At 48.7% G+C, this 23,167-nt stretch carries 21 protein-coding genes and 2 pseudogenes; 16 read left to right on the top strand and 7 right to left on the bottom strand.

Annotation, left to right across the window (positions count from 1 at the left end; all coding sequences use genetic code 11):
• Positions 1-69: 69 nt before the first annotated feature.
• From U6B65_13990 to U6B65_13965, 6 genes are all read right to left on the bottom strand, one after another.
• On the bottom strand, positions 70-1,059 hold the full coding sequence (locus U6B65_13990) for a sugar phosphate isomerase/epimerase (protein WRS27418.1): 990 nt from the start codon (positions 1,057-1,059) through the stop codon (positions 70-72).
• A 38-nt stretch (positions 1,060-1,097) separates the two neighbouring features.
• Positions 1,098-2,144: a Gfo/Idh/MocA family oxidoreductase gene (locus U6B65_13985; GenBank protein ID WRS27417.1), complete on the bottom strand. Its 1,047-nt coding sequence runs from the start codon at positions 2,142-2,144 to the stop codon at positions 1,098-1,100.
• 149 nt (positions 2,145-2,293) lie between these two features.
• Positions 2,294-3,286 carry an ABC transporter permease gene (locus tag U6B65_13980; protein ID WRS27416.1) on the bottom strand — a complete coding sequence of 331 codons (993 nt, stop codon included), beginning with the start codon at positions 3,284-3,286 and terminating at the stop codon, positions 2,294-2,296.
• Entirely contained in the window at positions 3,283-4,788 is a 1,506-nt protein-coding gene (locus U6B65_13975; protein ID WRS27415.1) for a sugar ABC transporter ATP-binding protein, read from the bottom strand. Before U6B65_13975 ends, U6B65_13980 begins: the two co-directional genes overlap by 4 nt.
• Positions 4,789-5,184: 396 nt before the next feature.
• A complete protein-coding gene (locus U6B65_13970) occupies positions 5,185-6,288 on the bottom strand; it encodes a substrate-binding domain-containing protein (protein WRS27414.1) in 1,104 nt (367 codons plus the stop codon).
• Positions 6,289-6,319: 31 nt separating this feature from the next.
• Positions 6,320-7,333 (bottom strand): LacI family DNA-binding transcriptional regulator, encoded by a 1,014-nt coding sequence (locus U6B65_13965; GenBank protein WRS27413.1) that lies wholly within the window; start codon positions 7,331-7,333, stop codon positions 6,320-6,322.
• Positions 7,334-8,036: 703 nt separating this feature from the next.
• Between U6B65_13965 and U6B65_13960 the strand changes: the two genes are divergently transcribed.
• Complete coding sequence (locus U6B65_13960) at positions 8,037-8,975, top strand: CAP domain-containing protein (GenBank protein WRS27412.1); 939 nt, start codon at positions 8,037-8,039, stop codon at positions 8,973-8,975.
• A 186-nt stretch (positions 8,976-9,161) separates the two neighbouring features.
• Here U6B65_13960 and U6B65_13955 read toward each other — a convergent pair whose 3' ends face one another.
• A complete protein-coding gene (locus U6B65_13955; GenBank protein WRS27411.1) occupies positions 9,162-10,220 on the bottom strand; it encodes an NAD(P)-dependent alcohol dehydrogenase in 1,059 nt (352 codons plus the stop codon).
• A 423-nt stretch (positions 10,221-10,643) separates the two neighbouring features.
• Between U6B65_13955 and U6B65_13950 the strand changes: the two genes are divergently transcribed.
• The 15 genes and pseudogenes from U6B65_13950 (at position 10,644) to U6B65_13880 (ending at position 22,724) form a co-directional block, all read left to right on the top strand.
• A complete protein-coding gene (locus U6B65_13950; protein ID WRS27410.1) occupies positions 10,644-12,110 on the top strand; it encodes a hypothetical protein in 1,467 nt (488 codons plus the stop codon).
• Positions 12,111-12,252: 142 nt separating this feature from the next.
• Positions 12,253-12,564 carry a DUF5720 family protein gene (locus U6B65_13945; protein ID WRS27409.1) on the top strand — a complete coding sequence of 104 codons (312 nt, stop codon included), beginning with the start codon at positions 12,253-12,255 and terminating at the stop codon, positions 12,562-12,564.
• Positions 12,565-12,596: 32 nt separating this feature from the next.
• Positions 12,597-13,472 (top strand): DUF6017 domain-containing protein, encoded by an 876-nt coding sequence (locus U6B65_13940; GenBank protein ID WRS27408.1) that lies wholly within the window; start codon positions 12,597-12,599, stop codon positions 13,470-13,472.
• A gap of 3 nt (positions 13,473-13,475) precedes the next feature.
• On the top strand, positions 13,476-13,949 hold the full coding sequence (locus U6B65_13935; GenBank protein ID WRS27407.1) for a PcfB family protein: 474 nt from the start codon (positions 13,476-13,478) through the stop codon (positions 13,947-13,949).
• Positions 13,946-14,275, top strand: a pseudogene (locus tag U6B65_13930) (type IV secretory system conjugative DNA transfer family protein). The gene U6B65_13935 and the pseudogene U6B65_13930 overlap by 4 nt, the downstream one beginning before the upstream one ends.
• Before the next feature lie 140 nt (positions 14,276-14,415).
• Complete coding sequence (gene istA / locus U6B65_13925; protein WRS27406.1) at positions 14,416-15,633, top strand: IS21 family transposase; 1,218 nt, start codon at positions 14,416-14,418, stop codon at positions 15,631-15,633.
• Positions 15,626-16,423: an IS21-like element helper ATPase IstB gene (gene istB / locus U6B65_13920; GenBank protein WRS27405.1), complete on the top strand. Its 798-nt coding sequence runs from the start codon at positions 15,626-15,628 to the stop codon at positions 16,421-16,423. The genes istA and istB overlap by 8 nt, the downstream gene beginning before the upstream one ends.
• An 86-nt stretch (positions 16,424-16,509) precedes the next feature.
• Positions 16,510-16,992, top strand: a pseudogene (locus U6B65_13915) (hypothetical protein).
• A 5-nt stretch (positions 16,993-16,997) separates the two neighbouring features.
• The gene (locus U6B65_13910) at positions 16,998-17,159 is read left to right on the top strand and encodes a hypothetical protein (GenBank protein WRS27404.1); all 162 of its coding nucleotides are present in this window, start codon (positions 16,998-17,000) and stop codon (positions 17,157-17,159) included.
• A gap of 138 nt (positions 17,160-17,297) precedes the next feature.
• Entirely contained in the window at positions 17,298-18,209 is a 912-nt protein-coding gene (locus tag U6B65_13905) for a DUF2268 domain-containing protein (GenBank protein WRS27403.1), read from the top strand.
• Entirely contained in the window at positions 18,202-18,975 is a 774-nt protein-coding gene (locus U6B65_13900; GenBank protein ID WRS27402.1) for a MerR family transcriptional regulator, read from the top strand. Before U6B65_13905 ends, U6B65_13900 begins: the two co-directional genes overlap by 8 nt.
• Positions 18,976-19,491: 516 nt before the next feature.
• On the top strand, positions 19,492-19,914 hold the full coding sequence (locus U6B65_13895) for a sigma-70 family RNA polymerase sigma factor (GenBank protein ID WRS27401.1): 423 nt from the start codon (positions 19,492-19,494) through the stop codon (positions 19,912-19,914).
• Positions 19,915-20,365: 451 nt separating this feature from the next.
• Entirely contained in the window at positions 20,366-20,560 is a 195-nt protein-coding gene (locus U6B65_13890) for a hypothetical protein (protein ID WRS27400.1), read from the top strand.
• A 136-nt stretch (positions 20,561-20,696) separates the two neighbouring features.
• Positions 20,697-20,960 (top strand): hypothetical protein, encoded by a 264-nt coding sequence (locus tag U6B65_13885; GenBank protein ID WRS27399.1) that lies wholly within the window; start codon positions 20,697-20,699, stop codon positions 20,958-20,960.
• Between the two features lie 84 nt (positions 20,961-21,044).
• Positions 21,045-22,724, top strand: a complete 1,680-nt coding sequence (locus U6B65_13880) for a recombinase family protein (GenBank protein WRS27398.1) — start codon at positions 21,045-21,047, stop codon at positions 22,722-22,724.
• Positions 22,725-23,167: the final 443 nt, after the last annotated feature.

Here is a 23,167-nt window from a genome sequence, read left to right as displayed (position 1 = left end):
CTTAAGCAAAACGAAAAAAGGTTCATCTGCCTTACAGCAGATGAACCTTTTTTATTGCGAGCATATCGGCTATTTCATTTTCATGGAGGCATCGAAGCTTACATCTGAGGGAGAAAAGTTGATTTTCTTTACAAATTCAAAGGCCTCGGTCGCCCCGAAGTTGCGCTCCATACCGGAATCCTCCCACTCCACCGAAAGGGGGCCATCGTAGCCCATCTGGTTCAGCTCCCGGATAATTCCATCAAAATCCACATCCCCGTGACCCAGCGAAACAAAATTCCAGCCCCGGCGGGTGTCTCCAAAATCCAAATGAGAGCCTAAAATACCGCCTCTGCCATCCCGGCTCAGCTTCACATCCTTCATGTGGACATGGTAAATACGGCTCTGAAAATCCCGCAGATAGGTGGTTGGGTTCACCCCCTGCCAGACCAGATGGCTAGGGTCAAAGTTGATGCCCAGCGTGGGGCGGTATTCAAACTCTTCCAGTAGGCGCTGGGTACTATAATAATCAAAGGCAATCTCGGTGGGATGCACCTCCAGTGCAAACTTGACACCGCATTCATCGAATACATCAAAAATGGGTGACCAAAGCTCCTTGATTCTGCGAAAACCTTCATCCACCATTTCCTTAGTGGTGGGCGGGAAGGAATACCAATAACCCCAGATGGTGGAGCCTAAAAAGCCGGTAATCACTTTTACTCCCAGAGCCTGTGCGGCCCGGGCAGTGGTTTTCATTTCTTCTACAGCCCACTTTCGGATACCCTCCGGGTTACCGGACAGCCGGGAGGGGGCAAAGGTATCCAGCCGCTGATCCCAGTTATCCCCCACGCACTGCCCCGCCAAATGGGCGGAAATCGCCCAGACAGAAAGGTTATATTCGGACAGTGTTCCCTTGAGTCTTTGGGCATAGCCCGGCTCCTCCACCACCTTGTGAACATCAATGTGGCATTGGGTAGGCAGCTCCAGCCCTTCGTATCCGATGGAGCCGGCCAGACGGCAAACCTCCTCCAGGGAAAGATCACCATACTGGGCGGTCAGCAACGTTATGGGTCTTGCCATGGCAAATTCCTCCTCATTTTATGGTATTCCCAGGTCGCTCAGTCCTCCGAGACCTGAATGGTATTTCCGGTTCTGGCCGATTCTTCCGCCGCAAAGATCACCCGCATGGCTTTGAGGGCTTCCTCCCCTGAGGCCACGGTAGGGGTTCCGTTTTGAATGCTATCCACAAAAGCGTCGATCACACCGGTGCTGGTGCGGCGGCCGGTGGTCTGCTCCTCGTTGCTGGTCATTTTATCCAGCTCATAATAGGTATTTTCCCCTTGGGGCTTCTCCACAATGAGCGCATACCGGGGGTGATCGTAGAGACGGATACAGCCCCCCGTTCCGTAAATGCGGGTGGAATTATCCTCTTCGCCATAAAAGGTCCAGCTGACCCGCATGGTACCCACTGCGCCGTTTTCCATTTTATACAGGCAGACAGCGTTGTCATCCACCGTGATGGGAGAACCATCCGGGAAGGTCTTGTGCAAGGTTTGCAAAGTAGCGGTAACCTCCACAATCCGCTGGCCGCACAGGTAATGGAGCAGGTCGGTTTTATGTACACCCAAATCCGCCATAGAGCCAAAGCTGGCCCTGCTTTTATCAAAAAACCAAGAGTTGCGCAGCCCGGTCCAGCCCTCTGGCCCCGAATGGCCAAAGGTGGTGGCAAAGCTTAAAATCTCCCCGATCTCACCCCGGGCAATCAGCTCCCTTGCCTTGACATGGGCTCTGGCATACCGCTGGTTGTGTCCAATCATCAGCAGCTTTCCCGCTTTTTGGGCGGCGGCGTTCATGGCCAAGCACTCCTCTAAGGTGGAAGCCATCGGCTTCTCGCACAGCACATGGAAGCCTGCTTCCAAAGCCGCTATCGAAACGGCGGCGTGATCCTTATTGGCTACACAGACGCTGACTGCATCCAGATTTTCGGCCAGCAGTTCCTCCACCGAAGAGCAGGCCTTGCCGCCGTAAAGAGCCGCCATAGTCTGGGAGCGAGCCGGGTCGGCATCGTAGTAGGCAGTCAGGCTGCATGCCGGGTTCTCGTGGTATTCCGGGGCATGGCGTACCTCTGTGATCTTGCCGCAGCCGATGATACCAATTTTCAGCATGATTAAGACCATTCCTTTCGCATATGTTCTGACACAAAAAGACCATAAAAAGGAATGGTCTCTTTGTGCATCAATCGCGGTTCCCGCCATAAGCGGAGAGCGATTGGCACATCACGGTCAGCCTGATTTTTCACGCTGACCACCCTCTTTTATCTTTTTTTATTTTGGAAGTTTTGCATGAGCACCGCCACAATGATGATAATGCCGCTGACAAGACCGCTGAGGAAGGGCGGTACATTGGCCATGGTCAAAATGTTGTTGATCATGCGGAACATGAGGATACCCAGGAAGGTGCCCATAATTTTGCCCCGGCCTCCGCTCATGGCGGTGCCGCCGATGGCAACGGCCGCAATGGCATCCATCTCAAAGTTAAGCCCCGCATTGGAGGCCTGAATAGCAGTAAGGCGGGAGGCATACAGCAGAGAAGCCACACCGCTCATAAGCCCGGTGATCACAAACACGGCAATTTTGATGCGGTGCACATTAATGCCGGCCAGCCATGCGGCGGTTTCGTTGCTGCCCACAGCATAGACATGCTTGCCAAACTTGGTGCGGTCCATAGTTACTGCAAAACCAAAGGAAACGATGCAGAAAATAATCATCATATAGGGCAGGCGAACCTTTTCGGTAAGTTGAAAGCCGCTGGCGGCAATGAGGCGAAAGCTTTCGTAATTTTCGTTGGAAACGGTGAAAGGCCCACCCTGCCCCAGCTGGGTGATAATGGAACGGCAGATGGACTGCATGGCCAGCGTGGCAATCATGGGGGCCATTTTGCCTTTGGCCACCAACAGGCCGTTAAACAATCCGATTAAACCGCCAAGGGCACAGCAGAACAGCAGCATGACAAAAACACTGCCGGTCTGGTTGAGCACCAGCACCCCAAGGCCGGAAATCAAAGCCACCTGCGCACCCACCGAAATATCGATCATGCCGGCAGAAACAATCATGCTCATTCCCATAGCTACAATACCCACAATGGTGCCCTGCACAAACAGGTTGGAGATGTTGTTCCACCGCAGGAAGGAGGGATTGACCGCCACAGCCGCAATGAGAAGCAGCACAAAGGATACCACAAAGTTATAGTTGGTCATAAAGCTGCGCAGGGCCATTTTTTTGGAACCGCCCAATTTTAGTCCGTTCATCTCGTTACCTCCAGATTCGAGCCTGTGGAATAATACATCACGGTGGATTCATCCAGCTCATCCCGTTCCAGCCGGGCGTTGATTTTCCCCTTATAGAGCACCACACACCGATCGGCTACCTTATAAAGCTCCGGGAATTCCTTGGTGAACACGATCAGCGCTTTGCCCTGCTTTGCCAACGAAAGAATCAGCTTATAGATTTCGTGCTTGCTGCCCACATCGATTCCCTGTGTGGGGTTATCCAGCAGGAAAACATCGGCGTCCGTTTCCAGCCAGCGGGCCAGAATCACCTTTTGCTGGTTGCCCCCGGAAAGGGAGGTGATGGGGTTGGAGGGGTGATCGGTCTTGATGGCAAGGGCTTCTTTTTGGCGGGAAAAGCGCTGTGTTTCTTCTTTTTTGCTGATGAAAGGGCGCTTGTGCTTGGTGTTGAAAAAGCCCATGGAAAGGTTATCGTAAATAGAAAGATCGGTGAGGATTCCCCGTTCTTTTCGGTTGCGGGGTACAAGAGCTAAACCGCCCCGCATACGGCTGCGAATGTTGGAGCGGGCATTGACCGGCTTACCATCCAGCAGGATGCGCCCGCTTTTAATGGGAGCGGCCCCAAACAGGGCATCCACAAGCTGGCTGCTGCCCGAGCCTTGCAAGCCAGTTATCGCTACAACCTCGCCTCGATGCAGCTCCAAATCTATATCCGAAAAGCCACTGCCGCTGAGCCCCTCCAGGGAGAGCACCACCTCTTCGGCAACGGCGGTGCCTGCCGCCTCTTTTAGGTCGGCATCCACCAAGGATTTACCGATGAGCAGCTCGGTGATCCGGTGCTCATCCATTTCAGCCAGCTGGCCGCTCTGGATAAAGGTACCATCCCGCAGAACAGTGTAGCGATCACAAACTTCAAAAATTTCCGGCATTTTGTGGGATATGTAAATAAAGCTGACACCCTCCGCCTTGAGCTGGTTCATAATCTCAAACAAAACCTCAATCTCACTGCTGGTGAGGCTGGTGGTGGGTTCATCCATAATAATAAGCTTGCAGTCAAAGAGCAGGGCCTTGGCGATTTCCGCCATCTGCTTTTTGGAGGCTTCCAAATCGGCCACCAGCGCCGTGGGATCAATGCTGACCTTCATTCGCTGGAACACCGAGGCGGTTCTTTCGATCATGGCTTTTCTATCCAAAAAGCCAAGCTTTGTTTTGATTTCCTCAGTCAAAAACAGGTTTTCAAAAACAGTCAAGTCGTTGCACAGGTTTAGCTCCTGATGGATAAACCGTATGCCGTTGTGGTTGGCTGTTTTTGCCCCATCCATCACAACCCCGCGGCCATCTATCCAGATTTCCCCCTCACTGGGCAAGAAAGATCCGGCCAGAATGTTCATCAGGGTGGATTTTCCCGCACCGTTCTCACCCAAGAGCCCGTGTATTTCAGAAGGGCCAACAGTAAAGCTGACGTTATTGAGTGCACGCACAGGCCCAAAATCCATGGAAATGTTTTTCATTTCTACCAGCATAAGGGGCTCATCTCACTTTCTTCACCCGGATTTTTGCCCGGAGCATTTGGCTTGGAGTGAATTTTCTTCCGGGTTGCCCCGGTGTGCTCAAAAGGCCGGAGCCGACCGACTGCCCGCCGGTCGGCCCCTGAGGGTGTAGACAAAAGTCTACACCCTCTATGGGGGGCATCCAATGCCCCCCATATTCCCCCCGGATTGCACCGCTCCGGCGCAAAAAGTAGTATTCCTGCGTCGAAATCAATTCGACTTCGGAAGAATTACGCATCAGAACCATGAGGTTTTCAAGCTAAAGGTAGTTATGTCTACAGCCTGCGGGGCCGACCGACTACAGCCGGTCGGCCCCTTCATTCAAACAAATGCTTGTATCTGCCGGCATGCAGAATGAGTGCTTGGCTTTTAGATGCTGTAGCGCTCTTTAAACAGGTCGGAGGCCTCGTATTCGGCCAGATTGCTTTCATCAATTTCCACAGTATCAATCAGAACCAGCCCACCAATATCCTTGCCGTTATACTGCTCACCATAAGCGGCGTTAACACCCATTTGAACAGCATTGCGAATCATAGAAGGGCTGAACATATAAGTAACCTGCTTGAGACCTTCCACACCGGGGTCAGCAAAGGTGGCAATGTTTTCTTTACGCCCGCCCACGCCGGAAAGGAGCTTGACACTGAGCTTGGCAGGACCGCTGTAGTTTTTCAGTGCATCCAGAACACCGAGAACCACTTCATCGTCATGCGTAAAGATAGCCCTCAATTCTTCGATCTTGGCGGCATCACTGGTGTTGAGCCAGTTTTCCATCTGCTCCATGGCGGTCTGGCGCTGCCAGCCGGTGCTGTAAGGCTCATTGGCCACAACAAAGGCCTCGTTAATGGTGGATTTAAAGCCATCGGAACGCTGTTTCGGAACAGTGGAGGAATCGCCCATGAATTCCAGATAACTGATCTTCTTGCCTGCGGCGAGATCATCTGCAAAGAATTTATTGAAGTATTCGCCGGTCATTTTGCCGATGGTTTCGTTATCACCCATGATTTCGGCAGTCGGGGTAAAGCCTTCAATCAACCGGTCATAAATAACGAGCTTGATGTTGGCATCCAGAATGGATTGAGCGGCACTGCGCAGGGCATCGCCCTCGATGGGCCACATCACAATGGCTTGGGGTTCCCAAGTCAAAAGAGTTTCCACATGTGTAACCTGACCGGAAGCTTCCTCAGCAGTGAGGAATTTGTACTCAAAGCCACGCTCTTCGGCCAGCTTTTTAATTTCGGCCTCGGCATGCTGAATGCTCTCACCGGTAAAGCCGTGGGTTGCGGAGGGCATGATAACACCGATACGAATATTTTCGGTAGGTGCTTCCTTTGAGTCAGATGATGCTGGCGCTGCTGCGCTGGGTGCTGCCGAAGCGGCACTGCCGGCCGGAGCCTGTGTGCCTCCACAGCCTGTCAAGGCACCCATTACAAGCATCAGGGCAACAGCTGCACATAAAAGCTTTCTTGTTTTCATGGTGAAAAGGACCCCCTGATTTTTTTTATTTTCATAGCCCCGCATGAAGCGGAGCCGATGAATCCCGAATAATAAGATTGAAATCCAAAACCATTTGCTTTTTGCTCACATCCCCACCATTCATCAGAGAGAAAAGCAGCTCCATAGAGCATTCCCCAAGCTGATAACAGGGCTGGGCTACCGTGGAAAGAGCAGGCGAAAAGGTGGTGGCGTATTCAACATCATCAAAGCCGATGACCGAAAGCTCTCCCGGAACCAAAAGCCCCATATCCTTTGCCGCATGCACAGCCCCCAGCGCCAACATATCCGATATACAGAAAATGGCGGAGGGCCTGGGCCTTTGCTGCAAAAGTTTTTTTGCCGCCTCGTAGCCGCTGGCAAAGCTATAATCCCGGCTGCCGTAAACAATCATCTCCGGCTCTGCCGCAAGGCCTGCTTCCAGAAGCTCATCCTTGTAACCCATGAGGCGCTGGCCGGTGGAGGTATAGTTGTTCACACTGCTGATGGTGGCAATCCGCTGGTGCCCCGTATCCAGCAAATGCCGCACCACATGGCGGGCGGCTTTGTAATTATCGATGGAAACATGAGCGGTTTCTAAGTGAGTAAAAGGCTCCGAGCACTGCACCAGCGAGTATTGAGAAACGATCTCCCGGAAGTAATCCTCGTCGTTTTCTGTAGCCAGCAGAATTGCACCATCCGCCCTATTTTTGGCCAACATATCCAGGTATTCGGCCTCTCGGGCTTTATCCTCTTCGGTTGTGCAAATGAGAGCACTGTAGCCAAGGCTTCGTGCCTTTGCGCCGATGCCCGAGAGGATGTGCGCATAGTAGGGGTTGGTGATGTTGGGCGCCAGAATCAGAATAACCCGGCTTTCGCTTCGCCTGAAATTCCTTGCCAGCATGTTTGGCTCATAGCTGAGCTCCTCAATGGCAGCCTTCACCCGCGAAACTGTTTTGCCCGACACTGTGGATTGTTTGTTGAGCACTCTGGATACCGTGGCGACCGATACACCGGCTTTTTTTGCAACATCCGCTATAGTGGCCATGATATCTCTCGCTCCTTTATGATAAAATTCTTGCTAACCAGTTATTGCTGTGCAACACAACAGCCTCAAAGGGCTTTATTACGGTGCAAAAGCGCAACATCACTCGTTCTGTATAGTCATTTGGATACTGATTGTAGCTGAAATGACAGACTTTCGACAAAAAATGTAATCGATTACATTTTGTTGCTAAATTTATTATTGCATATAAAAAAAGCCATGTCAAGCAATTATTTTATGAATAATACCTACAAATTTGTCGGAAATCGCCTTTTTTCGGGATAATTGTACCTTTTATGGCTTTAAAATAAAAAAACAGCAGCGGCGGCATTTTTTTATTCTGCAATTGATTTCAGCTCTTTCAAAAAAATTCATATATATTAAATTTCGAGTTTTTCTATGCTTCAAAAACTTCAGCGAATTTTGTGTTTTTACGTCTCCTTTTATGCCCCCCCTGCCTAAAGGCTTAAAAGGAAAAACTCGATATTTTTCAGCAAATTTTCTATAAAAAATGCTTTTTAATTAAAAAATTCAAGATATTTTGGTGCTTAGAAAATCCCTGCATTCCCTGATGATCATAGGGAATTTATATATTCCTAAAAATGGGAGCAGATATTACCATGGCAAGATTCCCCTATTTTTATTGCTTAATTGGAATTTGAGTTGTATACTGTGCCTAAACTTTGATCCAAAGGAGGATTCTTAAATGAACAAGCAGTGGAAAAAGAATTTAAGGCTTATTGCCTCCGGTGCAGCAAGTGCATTGGTGGTGGCCGCAATGGCAACACCCGCAATGGCAGCATCCAGCTACCGATACATTACCAACAGCGATCCCAGTTGTACATATGCGGGTATTGTTCGGCAGTTCAGTTCCGGCAGTGCAAACTGCAACAACAGTAACAATTCGAATTGCAACAATGGCAGCAATGGTAACAATTTGAATGGCAACAACGGCAGCAATGCAAACTGCAACAATGGCAATACTGTAATCAGCTCTTATTCCCCTTCTGATCTTTTAAATTCTTTCCAAAGTGGGAATGTCGATCTGAACAATCTTTACAATTCCCTCTGCCCCAATCAGACAACTCCCACAAACCCGGACTGTAATACAGGCTCTTCTTGTCCATCGGTTCCGGTAACCCCCACGCCTTCTGAGCCTGAGGTATCTGAGCCTTCTGCGCCCACGCCTTCCAACCCCAAGCCCTCCAACCCTACTCCTTCCAATCCCGGAAGCAGCGATAATTCCAATTCGGACGATGGAAGCGCCACCACTTTGGAGACCCAGATGCTGGATTTGATCAACGCCGAGCGTAAAAATGCAGGTGTTGCTCCTCTGACCTTGAATTCCGAACTGAGCAAAGTCGCTCGCCTCAAATCGCAGGATATGATCGACCGTGGATATTTTGATCACACTTCTCCTACCTATGGCACTCCCTTTGAAATGATGAGCGATTTTGGCATCAGCTACAAAACAGCAGGTGAAAATTTGGCTAAAAATGCTTTCCTCAACAGCGCTCACACTTCTCTGATGCAGTCCGAAGGGCACCGCAAAAATATTCTCAACAGTTCCTTCACTGAAATCGGCTTGGGAATTGTGACCGATTCCAACGGTTACCTGTATATTACCCAGATGTTTATCGGCTAATTTTTGAAACCACTTGCAGTATACCGGCACAGCATAAAGCTGCGCCGGTTTTTTTATGATTCGTCTGGATTCTAAAATCACCCTAAAAAATCTTGAGAGGCAGTCGGAAAATGTTTCTCATAGCTTGGGTGAATAGGAAAAAGGCCGGTGCGTTCGAGCACCGGCCTTTTTCCTATTCAACAATCCCTATTTCATAAAAACCACAGGCTTAATCAGATTCTTGGGCTTGTCCTTCATCATGAGAAGAGCTTCCTCAACCTTATCAAAACTATCAAAGCGGTGCGTGATCAGCTTGGAAGGATCAATACGTCCAGCCTCTACCAAAGCAATCAGTTTTTCCATACGCAGTCTGCCGCCCGGCATCAATCCACCGGCAATTTGCTTATGAGCCATACCGCAGCCCCACTCTACACGGGGGATCTGAATGTAATCGCCCTCGCCCAGATAGTTAACATTTCCGATTCTGCCGCCCGGCTTGAGTACTCTAATAGCGGTGGCAAAGGTATCCACATCACCGCCAGCGATGATGACGCGATCCACGCCCTTGCCTTGGGTGAGCTCCATCACCTGATCTTCGATAGAGCCGCTGCGGTAATTGATAATATGGGTAGCGCCGTATTCCTTGGCAATTTCAATGCAGTTGGGCCGGCTGCCTACAGCAAAAATTTCAGAGGCACCCCGCAGAGCCGCTCCGGCCACGCTCATCAAGCCTACAGGCCCGATACCGATAACCAGCACCTTATCACCAAACTGTACATCAGCCAGCTCCACGCCGTGAAGACCGGTGGGCATCATATCACAAAGCATAACACCTGCTGCATCATCAATGGAATCAGGCAGATGGGCCAAATTTCCGTCTGCATCATTGACATGGAAAAACTCAGCAAATACACCATCCTTAAAATTGGAGAATTTCCAGCCCGCCAGCATACCGCCCGAATGCATGGAATATCCGCCCTGTGCCTCCAGAGAATTCCAATCCGGTGTAATGGCAGGAACCACAACACGGTCACCGGGTTTAAAATCCTTAACCAATTCGCCGACAGCTTCTACAACGCCAACTGCTTCGTGGCCCAGAATCATATCCTCACGATCGCCGATCGCACCTGCCCATACGGTGTGTACATCGGAAGTACAGGGTGAAATGGCAGTGGGGCGAACCAACGCATCGTTGGGGCCGATAGCCGGAATCTCTTTCTCGGTCCAGCCTATTTCACCAATTTTTTTCATTGCAAAGCCTTTCATGAAGATCCTCCTTTGACTTTATTAAAGATAAAATTAGTATAGCATATTGTTAATTGTATATCAATATCGAAATACTGTTTTCTCATGTTTCTTTTTGTCAGCATGCACTTCCATTTTGTGCTTTAAAAGTATCCCACAGTAAACCTTTTGATATTCATTTTTGAATATTTCTCGGTCAAAGTTATTGCGCGCAGAATACTTATATCATCGAGAAAACATCATACAGCATGCTCAAGAATGCAAAAAATTCTTTAAAAAGAATCAAAATTATAATATAGGTATTTTATGGATGATTTCAATTTATCCATCACTGTAAATTTTTTATAAATCCCCTGAATATCACCATGTGCTGAACCCACATATACTAAATTGCAGTGTGAAAAATGCACCTATTTAAGATCAAATCATGGGCGGAGGTATTTCATGTCAAATAATTTTGATTCATCCTACCACCACAATCAATGCAATTGTGGCGGCGGGTGTTGCTGTGTTGGCCCTCCCGGGCCCAGAGGGCCCATGGGCGTTCAAGGCCCTGCTGGTCCTCAGGGCGCTCAAGGTGCCACCGGGGCTACCGGCCCTCAGGGTATTCAGGGCACCACCGGGGCTACCGGCCCTCAGGGTATTCAGGGGGTCACCGGGGCTACCGGCCCTCAAGGTACTCAAGGGGTCACCGGGGCTACTGGCCCTCAGGGTATTCAAGGGGTCACCGGAGCTACAGGCCCTCAAGGTATTCAAGGGCTCACAGGGGCTACCGGCCCTCAGGGTATTCAAGGGGTCACCGGGGCTACCGGCCCTCAGGGTATTCAAGGGGTCACCGGGGCCACTGGTCCTCAAGGTATTCAAGGGGTCACTGGGGCTACCGGCCCTCAGGGTATTCAAGGGGTCACCGGGGCTACCGGCCCTCAGGGTATTCAAGGGGTCACCGGAGCTACAGGCCCTACTGGTACTGACGGTGCCACTGGTGCAACCGGCGCAACGGGTCCCACCGGACCGACCGGTGCTACTGGTCCTACCGGCACCTTTGCAGGCGATCTATTGTTTAATGTAATTGGAACCACTGGCTCTGCCACCATGGGAGTCGGAGACAACCTAATCTTTGAATCCACGACTCTGGATATTACAGTAACACAGGGCTCTGCCATTGTCTCGATTGAAAATCCCAACGTAACCGGCCCTACTGGTGCTGACGGGGCAACCGGACCAACCGGCATTGATGGGGCAACAGGCGCGACTGGCTCAACTGGCCCTACCGGACCAACAGGTTCCACTGGACCAATCGGTCCTACTGGCACCGAAGGCTCGACGGGTTCAACTGGCCCTACCGGACCAACAGGTTCCACTGGTCCTACCGGACCTACCGGTGCTGACGGGGCGACAGGTGCGACCGGACCAACAGGTCCCACCGGATCGACAGGCACAACTGGAGCAACGGGTGCCACTGGTCCTACCGGAGCAACAGGCACCGGTGGTGCAACCGGTTCTACTGGGCCAACAGGTCCTACTGGCACCGATGGCGCAACTGGTCCTACCGGTCCCACTGGTCCTACAGGTTCTACCGGTGCTGATGGCGTAACAGGTCCCACTGGACCGACCGGCACCGATGGCACGACGGGTTCAACTGGGCCAACCGGTTCTACCGGCGCTGACGGGGCGACAGGTCCCACTGGTCCTACCGGTCCTACAGGCGCAACCGGCACTGACGGGGCGACAGGTCCCACTGGTCCTACAGGTCCTACTGGCACCGATGGTACAACAGGTGCGACTGGTTCTACAGGTCCTACCGGTGCTACAGGTTCTACTGGTTCAACTGGTCCCACCGGACCAACCGGCACTGACGGGGCGACAGGCCCCACTGGTCCCACGGCTACATACATTTATGCTCAAAGCTGAAAAAGCCTTTGTTTACAAGGGTTTCACGCAACAACAAACTAAAACATATAACCGAATAACCACACCAAACGCTATCTGAATGGCACACAAGCCTACGGATGGCGTTTTTTTATGCCCATTTTTAGGAAAGGAGCTGTTACACATGAGCAAAGGAAAAACCATTGGTGAACTGTTGGAAGAAGCCCGGAAGAAATCCGGCGCCTCCAAACTGGCAGGGCACGACATTATGGACCTGGAGCGTTTCGCTCCCGATACCCGGCACATGATTTTCTTTGATGTGCTTTCCCATGAATCCCCCGTTGGTTTCAAAGGTGAGCGTATGCGTCTGTTCCTGACGGACGAGGGATACAAAAAAGCATTGGCCTCTCAGGGGCGCAATGAAATTAAAATCAGAAACCATGCCAGAGTATCATCCGGCCATCTTCTCTACGACCATAGGGAACAGCCTCTATAATGCGGAGCCGCCCGGAAAGGAGCTGATACGCAATGGCAGTATTCCGCATAGAAAAAACCAGGGATTATACGGTGATGGCAAACCACCATCTACGCAACACGGCACTTTCGCTGAAAGCAAAGGGGCTTCTCTCCCTCATGCTCTCCCTGCCGGAAAATTGGGATTACACCACAAAGGGGCTTGCCCGGATATGCAGGGATGGCGTGGACAGCATTTGCGCCACGGTAAAGGAACTGGAAGAACACGGGTACATCATCCGTGAGCGTATCCGCAATTCCAAAGGGCAACTCACCACGATTGAATACACCATCTTGGAGCACCCTAAACTGCCGTTGCCTGAACAGGAAAAACCTGAACGGGAAAATCCAGTTTTGGATAATCCAGTCATGGAAGAACCTGAACAGGGAAATCCCGCACAATTAAATACTAAGAAATCAAGTAACCAAAAATCAATAACTGATTTATCAAGTACGGAACCATCAAATCCTATCTTATCAAATCCTTATGAGCCGCAGGCGGCGGATGGGATAGGAATGGATACGAGAGAAACATACCGTGAAATCATTTTAGAAAATATCGAGTATGACATTCTCATTCAGGACCGCAAACTTGACCGTGACCGTCTGGATGAAATCGTGGAACTGCTTGTGGATACGGTTTGTTCCGCAAGGCAGACCATCCGCATATCGGGGGATGACTTCCCCGCCGGGGTGGTAAAGTCCCGGCTTTTGAAGCTGGACAGCAGCCACATCCAGTATGTGCTTGACTGTATGGCGGCCAACACCACTTATGTCCGCAACATCAAGAAATATCTTCTGGCAGCACTGTTCAATGCTCCGGCCACCATTGGAAATTATTACTCTGCCCTGGTAAACCACGACCTGTACGGCAGCGGAGAAAGGAGGTAGCCCTTGCAGGAAGAAGTTACTCAAAAAACCATAGCCTTATCCATTCAAACGGCAAAGCTGACCGCCTCTGTTTTACAGAAAGCCCTTAAAAAGCTGCTGGAGGCGCAGAAAAAGAAAAAGCCCCGGTTTCATCAAGGCAAACAGACCTTGCGGCAGCTTATGAAACACAATACAGGCGTTTCAAACATTGAAATCACTGACGAGAATATCAAAGCCTTTGAGCACACGGCGAAAAAATACGGTGTTGACTTTGCCCTGAAAAAAGATATTTCCACGCAGCCGCCCCGTTACTTGGTGTTTTTCAAAGGGCGAGACGCTGATGTGCTGACAGCGGCATTCAAGGAGTTTTCCGCAAAGAACCTTGACCGGGAGAAAAAGCCCTCCATCCGAAAACTGCTTTCCCAAATGCGGCAGAAAGCAAAGCAGCATAGGCCGCGGGAAAAAGTCAAGACCAAAGAACGGGGGCAGGAGCTATGAATGTGAATATCAAGAAAATCATTCTCCCGAACCTGCCTTACGTACTGTTCCTATGGTTGTTTGATAAAGTCGGACAGGCGTTCCGGCTTGCGGTCGGTGCGGACCTCTCCGCAAAAATCATTAACCTGGGCGGAGGCTTTAACGCAGCCTTTGAAAATATAGCGCCCTCTCTCCATCTGCTCGACCTCTGTGTCGGCATTGTGGGTATGACCGTTATTCGCTTGGTTGTTTATTTCAAAGGCAAGAACGCTAAGAAATACCGCCAGGGCATTGAATACGGCTCGGCCCGGTGGGGAAACGCCCAGGATATTGCCCCGTACATGGACTGTCAGCGCCGATGATAAAATGAAGGAAAGTGCCAATTAAAAAATGCAGTTTTCTGGCGGATAGGGATGACATATGATACACTTTTTTCTGTCTGTAAAAAGCAGATAGAAAGGGTGGCAAAATGGAAGGAGACAACTGGATGGACATCCGAAGCGACCGCCAAAAAGGAATGAGCTACACAGAGATCGCCCGCAAGTACAACATAGACCCACGCACAGCAAAACGATATGCCCAGGCCGACACAAAACCGGTGTACAGCCTGACAGATCCCAAGCCATCAAAACTGGATCCATACAAAGAACAGATTGACGTGTGGCTGGAAGAAGCGCCGTATTCGGCGCTGCGGATACTGGAGAAGATCAAGGAAATGGGATTTCCGGGAGAATACTCCATCGTGAAGCACTACGTGCGAGGGAAAAAAGGACAGTTGGATGAGAAAGCAACGGTGCGGTTTGAGACGATGCCGGGGCTACAAGGCCAGGTGGACTGGGCATTCTTTGAAGATCATGTTGTGCTGGAAGATGGGAAACAGAAGAAGCTGTACTGCTTCCTGATGGTGCTGGGATACTCCCGGATGCGGTACATAGAATTTGTGACGGACATGAGCACCAACACGCTGATCCGCTGCCACCAGAACGCATTTCGGTACTTTCACGGCTACCCGGAGGAGATACTGTACGACAACATGAAGCAGGTGGTCGTCAAGCGTCTGCTCCGGCAGGAGGACAGCACGCTCAACCGACAATTTGAGGATTTTGCTGGATTCTACGGGTTCAAGCCGGTATTGTGCCGACCCTACCGGGGCCAGACAAAGGGCAAGGTGGAGCGGACAGTGGCGTTTGTTCGGGATAATTTCATGGTGGGAATCCGGTACAATTCGCTTGACGACCTAAACGGACAGGCCGTGGCATGGTGCAACAAGGTCAATGGGAAAGTGCACGCCACCACAAATGAGATTCCATTTGAGAGGCTAAAAAAAGAGGGCCTCAGCCCCCTTTCCAGAGAATATATCATCGACAAAATCAACCTGCGCCGGGTACAAAAAGACTGCCTCATCTCGTATGCCGGCAATCAGTATTCTGTACCAGCAGAATACGTCGGCAGAGATGTGGCAGTCGTAGCCCTGGACAACATGCTTGCCGCCTACTACGAAGGAAAGCAAATCGCCCTGCACCGCATATCGTACCAGAAAAAAGATATGGTAGTCAATGCCCAACATTACCGAAGATTAACCCTTAAGCAATCATTTGACATCGAAAACACCTTGCTGGACGGCGACAATGTCATTGATTTTCCTATCCGGCCGCCAAGTCTGTCCGCATACGATGAAGTAGCGGAGGTGGCGCAGTATGAGTGAAGTTTTGTACGAGCGACTCAAAGAAAACCTGGAATCCCTCAAAATGCGCAATACCCTGGAGATCATCGACAACTACCTGGAACGAGCTATCAAGGATGAACTCAACATTGTGGATGTCCTCGATCATATCTTCACCGAAGAGGCTAGGAGCAAGCGTCAGAGAGCTTACGAGAAGCAGATTCAGATGTCCGGCTTCCCCATCAAGAAGACCTTGGAGGACTTTGATTTCTCTTTTCAACCCTCCATCGACAAGCGCCAGATCGACGAGCTTTCTACCATGCGGTTCGTGGAGAATGCTGAGAATGTAGTGTTTTTGGGGCCACCTGGCGTTGGCAAAACCCATCTGGCCAATGCGCTGGGTATGGTTGCCGCCAAAAACCGCTACTCCACCTACTACATCAACTGCCATACCCTCATTGAGCAGCTGAAGAAAAGCCACTACGAGAATCGGCTACCAGACAAACTCCGCACCCTCATCCGTTACAAGGTGCTCATCATCGACGAAATTGGGTATTTGCCCATGGATATTCAAGGCGCTAACTTGTTCTTTCAACTCATTGCCAAAAGATACGAGAAAGCCTCTACCATCTTTACCTCAAACAAGACTTTTTCCCAGTGGAATGAAGTTTTTGCCGATGTTACCATTGCTTCCGCTATCCTCGACAGAGTGCTTCACCACTGTACCGTCATCAACATCAAGGGCGAAAGTTATCGCCTGAAAGAGCGCAAAGAGTACATGAAGCAAAAGCAGCAAATCGTCAATACCTTGTTTGAGCAGAACGCTCAGTAATCTAACTTTATACCCGACATTCCTCCCGCCGAAAACCTACAAAATTTATTCGGCGTTTTATTGCAAATTTAAACCGCCGTTGACAGGCGGCGGCGTTACAGTATTTGCAAGAAAACGGCCTGATGGAATACGCGGATTTGGAGCAAAAGACCACAGAGCTTACCGACCATTTCCATGCGCTTTCAGACAGCATAAAAGCCACCGAAGCCGCTCTGCGTATCAATACGGAGCTAAAGGCGGCGGTGGTAGATTATGCAAAAGTCCGGCCTGTATTTGAAGGATACAAAGCGGCGAAGTATAGCCGGAAATATCTTGCGGAGCATGAAGCGGATATTGCCGCCTACAGGGCGGCGCAGGATACATTCCAGCGTTTACTGTCCGGGGCGAAGCTCCCCAAAATGGATACGCTCAAAGCGGAGTTTCAGCGGTTGTCGGCCGACAAGAAAAAGGCTTACCGAGAGTATCGGGAAACCAAAAAGACCATGCAGGAAATTGTTACGGTGAAAAGCAACATAGACCACCTGCTCGGCCTGACGGACGCGCAAAAAAATAAGGAAATGGAGCGATAGCGAACATGACGCAACATGAGGTGCAACGCACCGACTTCGGGCCAACTTGGCCCGAAGTTGCAGGGTTTGGGGAAGGCACTCCCCAACAAGCAATTTTTGAGTTTTCCCGTCAGGAAAAATCTCAAAAATGTGCAAGTGTCAATACACTTGCCCTGCTTGCCGATTAGCGGATAATTGTAAAACCATTTAAATATATACCAAAACCAGTATAAAAGTCTTTGAAATTTTTTTAGGAATCTATTGACTCTCTCGTTACGTCATAGTGTATAGTGATATATAGAAATAGCAGAAATGGAGTTTATGATATGGAAATTAAAAGTGTCCGTTCGGACGAAACTTACAAAAAAATATTAACCGCACCAACAGATAAAAAAGATGATATTTATCGCTACGAGTTAATGAAGCCCTTTGAATTTAAGTGGTCTTGCTACAATATCCCTTTGAAAGCTCCGCAAAAAAATGGATATGATGTGATTATGGCAAGTAGTATGTTGGGTTTTCTAACACCAACAAAAATTAATGACACCCAAAGGGAAAGCGTTGAATTGCTTTCTGCAAATCAGTTTTGGGACAAGTGTCAAAAATCTATCGAAGTTTCTATTAACGCTTTTGTGAATGAAGGTATTGAGCTTCCAGTGAAAAATTATCTTTTTACGATACTGCTTGCTGACCCGGAAAGTCCATATACCATACTGAACGAAGGATATTGCGGAGACGGTGGAATACCCGGTTATATTTTTGGCTCGTTAACTCCGAATGACTATACCTTGAACCGCATGCCTGTCGCTCTTGCACATGAGTGTAACCATAATATCCGATTCCAATTTGAGAAATGGAGAAATGATATATCACTCGCCGGAATGATGGTTAACGAAGGGTTAGCGGAAAACTTTGCTGTGTCAATCTATGGTGAAAAAATGGTTGGTCCTTGGGTAGCAAAAACAGATGCAGATACGCTTAATGGATATATAAAGCCTATCATCAAAGAGGGACTTGACGCAACAGGATTAGATAATATAACAGCGTATCTTTATGGTGATGAAATGGCAAATATGCAAGGTTATTTCCCTGTAGGTCTGCCATATTGCGCCGGATATGCTTGCGGTTACCACATGATTAAGCATTATTTGAAGAAAACAAGCAAAACCATTATTGAAGCTACTCTGACATCTACGGAAGAAATTCTTAGAGAGATTGAGGACTTTTGGGATGAATAAAGACGAGCTAATGACAGTGAATACTGTTGCGAAAATGACGGGTATAACCATTCGCACCTTGCATTATTACGACCAAATCGAATTATTATCCCCCTCTTGTGTTTCAGACGCAAAATATCGCTTTTACTCTAATAAAGATTTAGATAGATTACAGCAAATTCTTTTTTTTAAAGAGGTCGGTTTCAATCTTAAAGAAATCAAAGCTATCATGTCCGCACCTGTTTACAACAAAGAAGAAGCTCTAAAAAAACACGTTGATATTCTCGTTTTAAAAAGAAAGCGTATCGACGAATTAATTGAACTTATTGGCAAAGCGTTGAAAGGAGAAAGTAAAATAAATTTTTCGGTGTTCAATGAGGATAAAATTATTGAATTACAGCGGCGTTATCATCAAGAAGTTTTAGAACGATGGGAAAATACAACAGCCTATCAGCAATATAAAAATAAATATGCTGGCATGGAAAAAAGCAAGGAGTGGCAGGTATTAGACCGTGCCGCTCGGGAAATTTTCGGGAAGGTTTTTCAGCATATTAATGAATCCCCTGATAGTAAAAGTGTTCAGTCTGTTATCCATGAATGGAGAAGTTTCATTTCAGAAAATTATTATCACTGTTCTATTGAAATGTTGCAGTATTTAGGGATTCTATATATTTCGGACGAACGCTTTTCAAATACTATCAACAGCTATGGAGATGAACGCTTATCAGAATTTATAAACCAAGCAATCACAATTTACTGTGATAACAATGCAGGTGATGGAAACTGAATAAAAAAATTACTGCCAGACGGCATATAAAAAAAGCCGTCATTTGGCAGGCAATATGTTGTGCCCAATGAAAAATATATAATTAAGTGGCGGTTTTGTAATCAAAAAGATTCAAGGCCGCCGCTTTGTTTTGCATAGAAAGTGAGGGGTGCGAAAAATATACTCCCTTTGTCTGCGCGGCTTTGAGATAGGAGCCTGTTATGTACTCAAAGCTACAATATTATGTATGGGAGGAGCCATTACCTATTTGTAATGGCTTGGCTTAGCTGACGTTCAAATCCTAAATAACTTTAAAATAATATACCAATTTATGGCCGACCAGTGCGGTCATTTTTTATTCGACACCTTTCGTGTAATTTTGCACTTAGGTGTTTTTTTGTACCCTTTTCTTATTGGCAACGTATTTGATAAACCTTGTCACTTCGGGCCAACTTGGCCCGAAGTCCGACCTCGCTGCCGCTTCCCGCCCTCTCCATTCGATTTGCTAACCCCAAAATCGAAATGGAGGAACGCCCTATGGCTAAAATCAATCTGCGGGACTATTACCCATTTTATAATTCAGACTTTTTTATTGAGATACCCGATGAAATCAAAGACGCTTTACTGGAAGCGGAACGCTTAGAGAACAACTACATTCGACGCCGTTTCTATAACAAAGCTCACTATTCGCTGGACGCTAACGACGGAATTGAAAAGGATATTTTGTTCGTTCCGCTTACGCTCTATGAAATCTATGAGCAAAAAGTGACCGCTGAACAATTACAAGCCGCTATGGCTTCTCTGCCGGACAAGCAGGGAAAACGAATTTACGCCCACTACATACTCGGCATGAGTAAATCGGCCATTGCACGGGCAGAGGGGGTGTCAAAGAGCCGCATATCCGAAAGTGTCGAGCGGGGACTTCGGAACATGGAACTTTTTCTGAAAAATTTGCGTTGACCCCGGAACTTTCAGCTTTCATTTCTCACGGATATTGAAGGGAGATTTTCTCCCTCAATATCCTGCACTTTGACAACTAAATACCGTTGGCCCGGATACGTTCAATCAGGAGGGAGCCAAGCCACAGAGTACGCCAAGACCGCCCGTGTGAAAGGGGGAAAGACCTCACGGGGCGTGAGCGATTTATACTTATTGTGACAGGGTGGATATGGCAAACCGCCCGGCGATAATCTTTTGATTGGTATATTGATACTTGCGGTTTGAACGCTTCACAGCATTGACCGCCACGCCATCAGCATGGGGTGAGGTGAGATTCCTATGAGGGCGGTTGCCGCCGCCCGTCCGGGCCAACGTTTTTATATAAAGGGAGTGCCGTACCGTTCCTTTCTGTCTTATGACAGGCCAACCCATAACGGTACGGCATACTCCCGATTGATGAATGGAGATTCCTATGGATAAGGAATTACAGTCATTGCTGTTTCAGCAATGGAGCAACGGCGCTTGCCGTGGCTATGTCATTCAGGCTATGGAAAACTGTGAGTTCAGCCCAGATGATATAAAACGTGTGGTATCGGAGCTTCACTATGTTTTTGATATATTCGGCATAGAAGAAGCGGAACAACATTATCAAAACAGCCCTTATTGACTTCGGGCCAACTTGTCCCGAAGTATGCGGGAAGATTAAAAGCCATCACTTTGACCGTAAAAGTGGTGGCTTTTTGTGTTTCCTCATAGGACAATCAGAGCAATTCATATACATGGAAAGGAGGGGGCGATTGTGGTTGAAGAAACGTATTCCAATATCAGAGTTGGCAAACGTAGACATAGAGGCGGTAAACAAAGAGGATTTAGTTGATGTTAGCGGCTTCACCTTTGATACGACTGTACCGCAGGAACAACGTGCGGCAAAAGTCATTGCGGCAGTAAAAAATCCTTATTGTTTTCGTGTGGGCGATATGGGCGTAAAACTGGAGTTTCCAGAGAATGCTCCTCCATTACAAGATGTGTTTGCCGACTTCCTTAAACGCAAGAAAAGCGGCCTGTAAAGCCAGTTTACAGGCCGTGACAACATTGTTCGCATTACGCCGAAATGGTATAATATAAGTGTAATGTGATAGGAAGGAGGACACATGGCACGCACAAAAAACAGGGGCTTTGAGGAAAAAATATCCGCTTCTCAAATTGTCCGCTGGAAACTTGGTGAATATATCCGTTTATCCAAAGAGGACATAAACCGTGGCAAAGATAAGGACGACAGCAACAGCGTTACCAACCAAAAGGCTTTACTTGATGATTATTACCAACAGCACATAGCCGAGTTTGAAAGCGTTGAACCGCCTTATGTGGACGATGGGTACACCGGGACAGATACCAACCGGGACAGCTTTCAAAAACTGCTCTCCGACATATACGCCAAAAAGGTGAACTGTGTTATCGTCAAAGACCTTTCCCGCCTATCCCGTAACTACACGGACGCAGGGAGCTTGATTGAAAATTTGTTTGTGCAGATGAATGTACGGTTTATCAGCTTGGCAGAGGGCATTGACAGTTACTTGAACCCGGATAGCATTTCCAACCTCATTGTGCCGATTACCAATGTTATCAACGACAATTTCTGCTATCAGACTTCAAAGAAGATACGACAGGTATTTGATATGAAGCGGCGTAATGGTGAGTTTATCGGCGGGTTTGCCGCCTATGGCTACATGAAAAACCCAAAGGACAAAAACGCTCTAATCGTTGATGAAGAAGCCTCCGAGGTTGTAAAAAACATTTACGAATGTTTTTTGGACGGTATGAGCAAAAACGCCATAGTACGAAATCTCAATGATCGTGGCATTTTGTGTCCGTCCGAATACAAGAAAAGCAAGGGCTTAAACTACCAAAATCCGAGCGGTTCAGAAAGACCGTTATGGAGCGCAAAGACGATAAGCGACATTTTGAAAAACCGCCTTTATATCGGAGATATGGTGCAGGGCCGCCAGCGTGTGAAAAGCTATAAGATACACACGCAGGAACAGGTTCCCGAAAACGAGTGGTATATCGTGGAAAATACCCATGAGCCAATCATAGAACGGCCTATCTTTGAGAAAGTGCAGGAGTTGCTAAAGCGTGACACCCGCACTGCTCCGCAGAAAAAGAAGCTCTATCTGTTCAGTGGTTTTCTCCGTTGCGCTGATTGCGGCAAGGCAATGAGCCGCAGTCAAGTAAAAGGAACTGTGTACTACTTCTGCCGAACCTATAAAGACCAGTCAAAAATGGCTTGCACCAAACATTCCATCAAGCATAATCGGCTGGAAGCGGCTGTACTGTATGCCATTCAACAACAGGTATATCTTGCGGTACACTACGCAAACACTCTGGAATACATCAGCACCGTACCGCTTCAAATAAGCCAGTCCATTCGGATTGAAGCCTTGATAGAAGCAAAAGAAAAGGAACGCTCCAAAATCATGCGTTACAAGCAATCTATTTATCAGGATTGGAAAGACGGAGAAATCACCCATAGCGACTACCGCCACATGAGCGAAGATTACGAGCGGCAAATAGCCGCTTTAGGCGAAGTTTTGAAAAACCTCCATGCAGAGCGTGAGGAATTGCAAAACGGTATTACCGCCGAAAGCCCTTGCTTGGTGGTTTTCAAGAAGTTTGAGACTATTGACAAACTGACAAGAGAAGTTTTGGTTGAGCTTGTAGACCATATCAAGGTACATGAGAATGGCAACATCAGTGTAAAGTTTAAGGTTGCCGACCAGCTACGCCGAGTAATGGAATACATTGAAATCAACACCCAAGAACAAGCGGTTTAACAGGCCGCTAATAAAAAGGCAGTTTGTTTTCCTTATATTACCGGGTCAACAGGTCCCACCGGTCCTACTGGCACCGAAGGCGAGACGGGTTCAACTGGACCAACCGGTCCTACCGGCGCTGACGGCACAACAGGTCCCACTGGACCTACTGGTCCTACCGGCACAGATGGTGCAACAGGTCCCACTGGACCAACCGGCCCAACAGGCGCTGACGGAGCAACAGGTCCCACTGGTCCTACTGGCCCAACCGGTCCTACCGGCGCTGACGGGGCGACAGGTTCCACTGGACCAACCGGTCCTACTGGCGCTGACGGGGCAACAGGTTCTACCGGACCAACCGGCACTGATGGCGCAACGGGTGCAACTGGTCCTACCGGCCCAACAGGCGCTGACGGAGCAACAGGTCCCACTGGTCCTACTGGCCCAACCGGTCCTACCGGCGC

The sequence above is a fragment of the Oscillospiraceae bacterium MB08-C2-2 genome, assembly GCA_035621215.1.
Taxonomy (GTDB): domain Bacteria; phylum Bacillota; class Clostridia; order Oscillospirales; family Ruminococcaceae; genus WRAV01.
This window is presented reverse-complemented; position numbering and strand designations above follow the sequence as displayed.

Bases quoted from the DNA above. Each gene is read 5' to 3' on its own strand.
- U6B65_13910 (WRS27404.1), top strand. From the start codon at position 16,998: ATGACGCAACATGAGGTGCAACGCACCGACTTCGGGCCAACTTGGCCC.
- U6B65_13890 (WRS27400.1), top strand. From the start codon at position 20,366: ATGGATAAGGAATTACAGTCATTGCTGTTTCAGCAATGGAGCAACGGC.
- U6B65_13955 (WRS27411.1), bottom strand. From the start codon at position 10,220: ATGAAAGGCTTTGCAATGAAAAAAATTGGTGAAATAGGCTGGACCGAG.
- U6B65_13950 (WRS27410.1), top strand. From the start codon at position 10,644: ATGTCAAATAATTTTGATTCATCCTACCACCACAATCAATGCAATTGT.
- U6B65_13960 (WRS27412.1), top strand. From the start codon at position 8,037: ATGAACAAGCAGTGGAAAAAGAATTTAAGGCTTATTGCCTCCGGTGCA.
- U6B65_13975 (WRS27415.1), bottom strand. From the start codon at position 4,788: ATGCTGGTAGAAATGAAAAACATTTCCATGGATTTTGGGCCTGTGCGT.
- U6B65_13970 (WRS27414.1), bottom strand. From the start codon at position 6,288: ATGAAAACAAGAAAGCTTTTATGTGCAGCTGTTGCCCTGATGCTTGTA.
- U6B65_13990 (WRS27418.1), bottom strand. From the start codon at position 1,059: ATGGCAAGACCCATAACGTTGCTGACCGCCCAGTATGGTGATCTTTCC.
- U6B65_13980 (WRS27416.1), bottom strand. From the start codon at position 3,286: ATGAACGGACTAAAATTGGGCGGTTCCAAAAAAATGGCCCTGCGCAGC.
- U6B65_13945 (WRS27409.1), top strand. From the start codon at position 12,253: ATGAGCAAAGGAAAAACCATTGGTGAACTGTTGGAAGAAGCCCGGAAG.
- istA (WRS27406.1), top strand. From the start codon at position 14,416: ATGGACATCCGAAGCGACCGCCAAAAAGGAATGAGCTACACAGAGATC.
- U6B65_13880 (WRS27398.1), top strand. From the start codon at position 21,045: ATGGCACGCACAAAAAACAGGGGCTTTGAGGAAAAAATATCCGCTTCT.
- U6B65_13965 (WRS27413.1), bottom strand. From the start codon at position 7,333: ATGGCCACTATAGCGGATGTTGCAAAAAAAGCCGGTGTATCGGTCGCC.
- U6B65_13985 (WRS27417.1), bottom strand. From the start codon at position 2,144: ATGCTGAAAATTGGTATCATCGGCTGCGGCAAGATCACAGAGGTACGC.
- U6B65_13895 (WRS27401.1), top strand. From the start codon at position 19,492: ATGGCTAAAATCAATCTGCGGGACTATTACCCATTTTATAATTCAGAC.
- istB (WRS27405.1), top strand. From the start codon at position 15,626: ATGAGTGAAGTTTTGTACGAGCGACTCAAAGAAAACCTGGAATCCCTC.
- U6B65_13940 (WRS27408.1), top strand. From the start codon at position 12,597: ATGGCAGTATTCCGCATAGAAAAAACCAGGGATTATACGGTGATGGCA.
- U6B65_13905 (WRS27403.1), top strand. From the start codon at position 17,298: ATGGAAATTAAAAGTGTCCGTTCGGACGAAACTTACAAAAAAATATTA.
- U6B65_13900 (WRS27402.1), top strand. From the start codon at position 18,202: ATGAATAAAGACGAGCTAATGACAGTGAATACTGTTGCGAAAATGACG.